At 47.9% G+C, this 7,422-nt stretch carries 8 protein-coding genes; 1 reads left to right on the top strand and 7 read right to left on the bottom strand.

Going from position 1 to position 7,422, the window contains the following annotated elements; translation table 11 throughout:
* Positions 1–588 (top strand): sensor histidine kinase (locus ACTHSP_RS15645; protein WP_440346406.1); only part of this gene is annotated, 588 nt, incomplete at its 5' end.
* Positions 589–717: 129 nt separating this feature from the next.
* On the opposite strand, the gene aroB is transcribed toward ACTHSP_RS15645, so the two are convergent.
* The 7 genes from aroB to pilM all read right to left on the bottom strand — a co-directional run.
* Positions 718–1,797, bottom strand: coding sequence for a 3-dehydroquinate synthase (gene aroB / locus ACTHSP_RS15640; RefSeq protein ID WP_342685632.1), 1,080 nt, complete (start codon positions 1,795–1,797; stop codon positions 718–720).
* 22 nt (positions 1,798–1,819) lie between these two features.
* Positions 1,820–2,332, bottom strand: coding sequence for a shikimate kinase (locus ACTHSP_RS15635; RefSeq protein ID WP_039862528.1), 513 nt, complete (start codon positions 2,330–2,332; stop codon positions 1,820–1,822).
* Positions 2,333–2,464: 132 nt separating this feature from the next.
* Positions 2,465–4,597 carry a type IV pilus secretin PilQ gene (gene pilQ, locus ACTHSP_RS15630; RefSeq protein WP_440346405.1) on the bottom strand — a complete coding sequence of 711 codons (2,133 nt, stop codon included), beginning with the start codon at positions 4,595–4,597 and terminating at the stop codon, positions 2,465–2,467.
* 20 nt (positions 4,598–4,617) lie between these two features.
* Positions 4,618–5,160 (bottom strand): pilus assembly protein PilP, encoded by a 543-nt coding sequence (locus tag ACTHSP_RS15625; protein WP_003684527.1) that lies wholly within the window; start codon positions 5,158–5,160, stop codon positions 4,618–4,620.
* 15 nt (positions 5,161–5,175) lie between these two features.
* Positions 5,176–5,847 (bottom strand): type 4a pilus biogenesis protein PilO, encoded by a 672-nt coding sequence (locus tag ACTHSP_RS15620; RefSeq protein WP_128580217.1) that lies wholly within the window; start codon positions 5,845–5,847, stop codon positions 5,176–5,178.
* Positions 5,847–6,470: a PilN domain-containing protein gene (locus tag ACTHSP_RS15615; RefSeq protein WP_440346404.1), complete on the bottom strand. Its 624-nt coding sequence runs from the start codon at positions 6,468–6,470 to the stop codon at positions 5,847–5,849. Before ACTHSP_RS15615 ends, ACTHSP_RS15620 begins: the two co-directional genes overlap by 1 nt.
* 4 nt (positions 6,471–6,474) lie before the next feature.
* The coding region (pilM, locus tag ACTHSP_RS15610; RefSeq protein WP_440346403.1) for a type IV pilus assembly protein PilM at positions 6,475–7,422 on the bottom strand (948 nt) is incomplete at its 5' end.

Here is a 7,422-nt window from a genome sequence, read left to right as displayed (position 1 = left end):
AATATGCAGCTGTCCGCCGAAGCGCGCGAGCAGTCCGCCCTGTTGCAACAAAGCATACAGCGCAACCGCCACCTGCTCGAGCAACTCCTCTCCCTCGCACGCGCCCAAGCACCCGAAACTCAACGCCCCAAAACCCTGATCAGCCTGCAAAACCAGTTCCGCCGCGTCTTGCAGGAACTCATGCCGCTGGCGCTGGCCAAAGGTCAAGACATCGGCGTCGCCGTTGAAAACGACTGCCAAATCCACGCCGACGACACTGAAATCTACACCCTCATCAAAACCTTTACCGACAACGCCATCCGCTACACCCCCAAAGGCGGCCGCATCGATTTAGGCTTTGACGAAACCGCCGAATACCTCAACATCTGGGTGGAAGACGACGGCCCCGGCATTCCCCCAAGCGAACGCCAACGCGTTATCGACCCCTTCTACCGTATTCTCGGCACCGAACAACAAGGCACCGGACTTGGTCTATCCATCGCAAACACCATTGTCAAACGCCATCAAGGCCGTCTGAAACTGGCCGACAGCCGACGCTTTGACAGCGGCTTGCTGATTATTGCCGAGTTGGATAAAAAGACACTTTAAATAATCGACCCGCCCAAATTGATTTATCTAGCTTTAAGCCGATGAATCAAAAAGCTTTAAAACCAAAGGCCGTCTGAAAATGACTTTCAGACGGCCTTTTTATATTTTAAAGTAAACCTAATTCATTCCTCACAAATACGGCTGCAAGGCTTGACGGAGGATTTCCATATCGGTAATTTCGGTGATATTGGCTTTGCCCAAGTATTCCAAACCGACAAAACGCATGATGCCGCTGCTGACTTTTTTGTCGTGGCTCATGTGTTCAATCCATTTTTCAAATGAGAAAACAGGCGGCGCAGACGGGAGGGATGCGGCTTCCATTAAAGCGGCAATACGGTCGGTGTCGGCTTGTTGGGTTTTGCCCAAAATTTGCGACAAACGGGAAGCGAGGACGCAACCGGCGGCAACGGCTTCACCGTGCAGCCATACGCCGTAACCCATTTCGGCTTCGATGGCATGGCCGAAAGTGTGGCCGAGATTAAGCCATGCGCGGATGCCCTGCTCGGTTTCGTCTTGGGCAACAATATCGGCCTTCATTTTGCAGCAATGGTAAACGGCTTCTGCCATTTTTTCTTGGTGTTGTGCCATCAGGTCGGCCATATTTTCTTCCAACCAAGCAAAAAATTCGGCATCGCCCAATGCGCCGTATTTGATAACTTCGGCCATGCCTGCGGAAAGTTCGCGTTGCGGCAGCGTTTGCAGGGCGGTCAAATCAGCCAAAACGGCTTGCGGCTGGTAGAACGCGCCAATCATGTTTTTACCGAGCGGATGGTTGATGGCGGTTTTACCGCCGACCGAGGAATCGACCTGACTGAGCAATGTGGTCGGTACTTGGATAAAAGGTGCGCCACGCTGATAAGTCGCCGCGGCGAAACCGACCATATCGCCTATCACGCCTCCGCCCAAAGCGATTAAAGTGGTTTTGCGTTCGGCACGGTTTTGCATCAGGCCATCGTAAATCAGGTTAAGCGTCTGCCAGTTTTTATATTCTTCGCCGTCGGGAAGGATGATGCTGAAATGCGGCACGCCCAGTCTGTCTAAGGCCGTCTGAAGCTGTTTGAGGTAAAGCGGCGCAACGGTTTCGTTGGTAATGATGGCTACTTTTTTGCCTAAATAGGGCTGAAGCAGCGTATCGGCCTGCTCAATCAGTTTATGTCCGATAAAGATAGGGTATTGATGAGACGGGGTTTGGACAGTCAGTGTGCGCATAGTATTCCTTTGCAAAGCGTATTTATTCGTCTAAAGCCTGTATCAGGCGTTTGAGCGTTTTGTGACAGCTGTCGGATTCAATGACGAGATGGGCGGTTTGACGGTACAACGTATCGCGTTGGTCATACAGCTCTTGCAGTTTGGCCAAAGGGTCGGCAACTTGCAACAGCGGCCGGTTGCTGTCGTAACGGGTACGCTCCAGCAAGGTTTCGGGGCTGGCATGCAGATAAACAACCGTACCGTTTTGGCGCAGAATCTGCCTGTTTTCACTGCGCAATACGGAGCCGCCACCGGTCGATAAAACGATGTTTCGCCGGGAAGCGAGCTTTTTCAGCATATTGGTTTCGCGGTTGCGGAAGCCTTCCTCCCCTTCCATCTCAAAAATGGTCGGAATGGATACGCCCGAAGAAGTACAGATTTCGTAGTCGCTGTCGTAAAACGGACATTCAAACATTTGGGCAAGCTGCTTGCCCAAAGTGGTTTTGCCCGCGCCCATCAGCCCGATTAAAATTAAATTACCGTTGATTTTTTCCATGTGGGTCATTTTATACGATATGGTGGTTTCGTGGAAAAGTTCGTCGTTTTTCAGACGGCCTTTTCATCTCAGGCCGTCTGAAAACTAAAACAGGCATACCTTTGCAGATATGCCTGTTTGTCATTTTAAAAATCAGTAGCGCAGATTGTTACCTACATTATCCATAATGCGCGGCGTAATGAAGATCAACAGCTCACGGCGGTTTTCACGTTTGCCGCGTGATTTGAACAGATTGCCGACAACAGGGATATCGCCCAAAACAGGTACTTTGTTCACTGCATTGGTGCTTTCTTCCTCATAAATACCGCCGACAATCAGCGTACCGCCATCTTCAACCATGGCTTGGGTATTCAAGTGTTTGGTGTTGATACACTTGGTTGTCAAAGAATCTACGGTACAGTCGATCGGGGTATCGCGATTAATCTTCACAGTCATGATGATTTGACCGTCAGGCGTAATGTTCGGCGTTACGGTCAAGCCCAAAACGGCTTTCTTGAAGGTAATCGAAGTCGCACCGCTGGAAGAAGCCTCTTGGTAAGGAATTTCCGTACCGGATTCAATTTTGGCTTCTTTACGGTCTTGTGTCAGCACGCGCGGATTGGAAATGGTTTTGCTCTTACCTTGTTCTTCAGACGCACTGATTTCCAAGCCCAATGCGCCGGACGAGAACGCACGCACCAGCGCAATGCTGTTGACTGCGGCTGCGGTCGGCAGACTGACGTTCGGATCCAAAGTCCATGTGCGGTAGCCTACGTCACCACGGTTAAATGAGGCATTGGTATTGTAGTTGGTTTGTGCATTGCTCCAGTTGCTGCCCCATGCGTTACGGCCACTTGCACCACCGGAACCGAATTTAACGCCCAAGTTGCGGAAGAAGGTATCTTCTGCCTCCACAATACGCGCTTCCACCATCACTTGACGGGTCGGAACATCCAATTCATCAATCAGTTTGCGGAATTTCTCAATCACGCCGCGGTTGTCGGTTACGATCAATGTATTGGTGGCTGGATCGATTAAGGCGCTGCCTCGGTTGCTCAACAGAGTATTGCGGGTATTGGAATTATTGCTGTCGTATTCTTCCAGACGCAGAATTTTGCGGAATTCTTCCACGTTTTTGTATTTCAACTGGAAGGTTTGAGAATACAGCGGACCCAATTCGGCAATCTCTTTTTCAGCCTGCAAGAAGGCTTTGTCTTTTGCCAACAATTCATCGCGAGGTGCGATATTGATGATGTTGCCTTGACGGCGCATATCCAAATTGCGCGCCTGCATAACCAAGTCTAAAGCCTGATCCCAAGGTACATCTTTCAAGGACAAGGTCATGGTGCCTTTGACGGTATCGCTGGCAACAATATTCACGCCGGATTCTTTTGCCAAAATCTGCAAGATGGTACGAACTTCTACATCTTGGAAATCCAAGGAAATTTTACGGCCTTTGAACGATTTGTTCGCATTGTGGTTCAAGCCGCCGGATTCGGTATTGGCGGCTTTAGGCGATACTTCAAATACAAAACGGCCGGAAGAGGCTTTGGTATTGATATCCCAATTCGCATTATTGTTGCGGATAATAAGCTGGGTGGAATTGCCGATACGTTTGAGCGTAACGTTTTGTACAGGCGTATTGAAGTCAGCCACATCCAAACTGCGTTGCGCTTGTGTCGGCAGCGTATGGTTTTTCAAGGTTACAACGACGCGGTCGCGCTGCTGTTTGATATCCGGCTGTCCGCTGAAACCCGGGGCAGACAATTCAATAATGCCGGAATTGCGTGCGCCTTTGCGGAAATCGATATTGGCGGCCGAAATGGCTTGATAAGCCTGAGTAGCGCGCGCGGTAGACGGCGTAGCCGCACGTTCATTTGCAACGGCTGCATTAGTTTGGTCAGTAGATTCGTTTACAAACACCCAAACTTCGTTGCCGCGAATCTCAGTATTGTATTGGCTGATTTTGTTCAAACCCAAAACTACGCGTGCGCGGTCATTGTTTTGCGCCGCAGTAATTTGATTCAGCAATGGGTCTGCATATTCCAAAACAGGCTGAGGCAAACGGATATTGGTGTTGGCAAAATCCAATGCGATACGCGCCGGAGTAGATGTTACAAAACCATGAGGTGTAGTGACGTCTTTGTCGAAACGGATTTTGATAATTTTTTGGTTGTCAGGCAAAGTGGAAACGTTGATATCGGTAATATTGCCTGCAAAGGCCGTCTGAACAGCGAGGGCAACGCTGAAGCCGGCAAATAATTTTGTCATGTACTTGGTTTTCATAATTGAGTGAGACCCCTAAATTAATTTGAATTCGAACTATCTGAGCTATTGGAAGAATCCGCCTCTTTACTGCTCAATGGCAATTCGGCCTTCCGGTACACCCAGTTGCCGTAGCTGTCTTCAACTTGCTCGGTCAAGATAATTTTATCTTCGGTAATACTTTGGATTCTGCCGTAATTCTGACCGATGTAGTTTCCGGGATAAACGGTATAAACATGGTCGTTGACCTTGATAAATCCGGAAACTTTGCCGCCGCTTTGCAGCGTTCCGACAAAAGCCATATTTTCCAAACTGAAGGCTTCCAATGTTTCTTTCGGACGGTTCACATCCGGCGCATTACCGCCTTTAGGGGCAGTGTCCAAACGGCGTGAATCAAACGCATTCATGCCTTTAAAGTTCGGCGGGCTATACGGCTTAGGCAATGTAACCGTCGGCTCTTCAAACGGAATAATCTTGGATTTTGCTTCCTGACGGGTTTGCGTCATCCATTGAGTCAAATCTTCATAGCTTTGCGTACAGGCTGCCAAGGGAAGAAGACTTAAGAGTAAGATGATTTTTTTCATGATTTCCCTATTCTTTTATTTTTGCTCATTCTCGGCAGGTTTGCCTTCTTCTTGTGCCTGTTGCGCAGCCAATTCGGCAGCAATCTCTTCGGCCGGACGTGCTTTATAAGTCGTCGCAATCGCGCTCAATGTCAATTCGCCTTTATTGCCTTTACCTTCTTTATCCTCGCTTGCGTTCACGAGTTTCAAAGAATCTAAAGTAATAATGCGCGACAAATCGCCTACATCACGGGTAAATTGGCTGATCTGAGAGTATTTGCCTGTGATGGAAATCTGATACGGCAGTTTTTGAATTGGACCATCGTTTTCAGGTTGGAGCGGTGCAACGCTGTCCAAACGCAGTCCGTTGGTTGAGCCTGCCTGATGCAATTCTTGAATCAGGTTCGGAATTTCCGCATCGGTCGGCAATTGTTTCAACAAAACGTCAAATGCAGAACGGATCGAAGCCAATTCAGCCTTCAAATTGTTCAAGCTTGCCGCCTGAATGCTTTTACGCGTAAAGGTTTCCTTCAGCTCTGCTTCTTTAGCTTCCTGCGTATTCAAGGTTTCAATCTGATCTTTAAATACGCCGACATAGCCCAAAGCCAACATACCGACAATCAATAAACCTGCCAGCAAAAGTTTTGAAGGCATATTAAGCAGGTACAGGTTTTGTACGTCCAATTGTTTTAGGTTTTTAGATGCCATTATTGAGCCTCCGGAGCAGGTTCTGCCACAGGTTCGGCCACTTCACCGCTACTTTGGGCAGTTGGCGCAGGAGCCGGCGTATTTACTTGGTTGATTGAAGATTTCAAAGTAAATTCTTGGTAGTTATCTACTTTTTTAATGCTCAACAATTCAGGCTGCAAGAAAATACCTGTACTTGGCAGGGAGCGCATCATAACGGCGATTTTATTGTCGCTGATGGCATGACCGCTGATTTTATAGCTGGTCGGGCTTTCTGCTTCCAACGCAGTCAAATAAGTATTATCGGGCGTAAGCGCATTCAAAGAATCAAGGATATAGGCCGCTTGATAGCGTTTTTCCTGCAACTCTTCAACTTTCAGTTTTTTGGCCAAGAAGGCTTCTTTTTCTTGCTGAAGTTTATCGATTTCGCCCAATTCTCTATCAAGTCTGTCGATTTCGGTTTGCAGGAAGTTGTTGCGGCCTTCTTGATTGCTGATGGCACTGTCAATACCGAGATAAGTAGCGGCCGCCAAGCCTAAACCCACTGCAAAAGCACCAAGCATCAATATTTTGAATTGCTGCTGCTTGCGCTGTTTAATCTCTTCCCGATATGGGAGAAGGTTGATTCTGGTTAATTCGATCATGTTCTCAAAGTCCCCTTAATGCCAATCCGAACGCCAAAGTCAGTGACGGCGCATCAATTTGAAACTGCGGCAATTCTACTTTTGCACTGCGTTCCACATATGAAATCGGATACAGATATTCTGTTGCCGTATTGGTTTGCGAGAAAATGCTTTCCGCCAAACCTGCCTGCTGCGCAGTAAAGCCGGTCAGCAGGATGTGTTTGATATTGTGAAAAGAATCAGTGGCCTGCGTGGTATAGTAAAATTGCAAAACACGCTGAACTTCCTGCGCAACCTGCACATTAAAACGGTCGGCAATCTGAGACTGGTAGTCGGAAGGCTTGTTTTGGGAAGCCATCATTTGAGCGGCTTTTTCTTCCGTTACCTGATAAGTACGCTGAATCAGCTGATTAAGCTGCTCAGTGCTGACCGGTGTTTCTTGTTTGTAGAGGATACGGCCGTTTTGCAGAATCAGGGCATACATTTGCGTCGCATGAATGCCGAACACGGCAACTTTTTCCTCTGCCATTTCGGGAGCATGCGTATTCATCCAATAGACAAAGGCATTGCGTTGCGCCAGCAAGTCCAAGTCCAAAGCAGACAAAGGCAAGCCCGCATTTTCAAACATTTCAATGCGTGGCTCGACATCGTCTTTTTTGGCGGCAACAGCTAAAACATGCTGGCCCGAACCGACTTCTTCAGCTTGAAAGTCATAGTTCATTTCTTCAATAGGCGCAAATTGGCCGACTTCCGCCTCGACAAACTCTTCCAAGTCCAAATCTGTATCACGCGGGTTGTAAATAATTTGCTCGACTGTCGCCAAATTTTGTGGCACGGCAGCAACAATATTTTTGCAAGAACTGCGTAATTGTGTGTAAGTATGTTGGATGTAAGTAGCAAGCTGATCGTAGTCTTGAATTTTGTTGCCTTTGACAATATTTTTAGGCAATTTGGTAATAACGTATTTTTCCAG

The sequence above is a fragment of the Neisseria sp. P0001.S005 genome (genome assembly GCF_051963715.1).
Note: the sequence above shows the minus strand (reverse complement) of the source record. Positions and strands in the feature narration are given on the sequence as shown.

Excerpts from the sequence above, each read along its gene's own strand:
- ACTHSP_RS15635 (WP_039862528.1), bottom strand. The coding sequence starts at position 2,332 with ATGGAAAAAATCAACGGTAATTTAATTTTAATCGGGCTGATGGGCGCG.
- ACTHSP_RS15615 (WP_440346404.1), bottom strand. The coding sequence starts at position 6,470 with ATGATCGAATTAACCAGAATCAACCTTCTCCCATATCGGGAAGAGATT.
- ACTHSP_RS15620 (WP_128580217.1), bottom strand. The coding sequence starts at position 5,847 with ATGGCATCTAAAAACCTAAAACAATTGGACGTACAAAACCTGTACCTG.
- pilQ (WP_440346405.1), bottom strand. The coding sequence starts at position 4,597 with ATGAAAACCAAGTACATGACAAAATTATTTGCCGGCTTCAGCGTTGCC.
- aroB (WP_342685632.1), bottom strand. The coding sequence starts at position 1,797 with ATGCGCACACTGACTGTCCAAACCCCGTCTCATCAATACCCTATCTTT.
- ACTHSP_RS15625 (WP_003684527.1), bottom strand. The coding sequence starts at position 5,160 with ATGAAAAAAATCATCTTACTCTTAAGTCTTCTTCCCTTGGCAGCCTGT.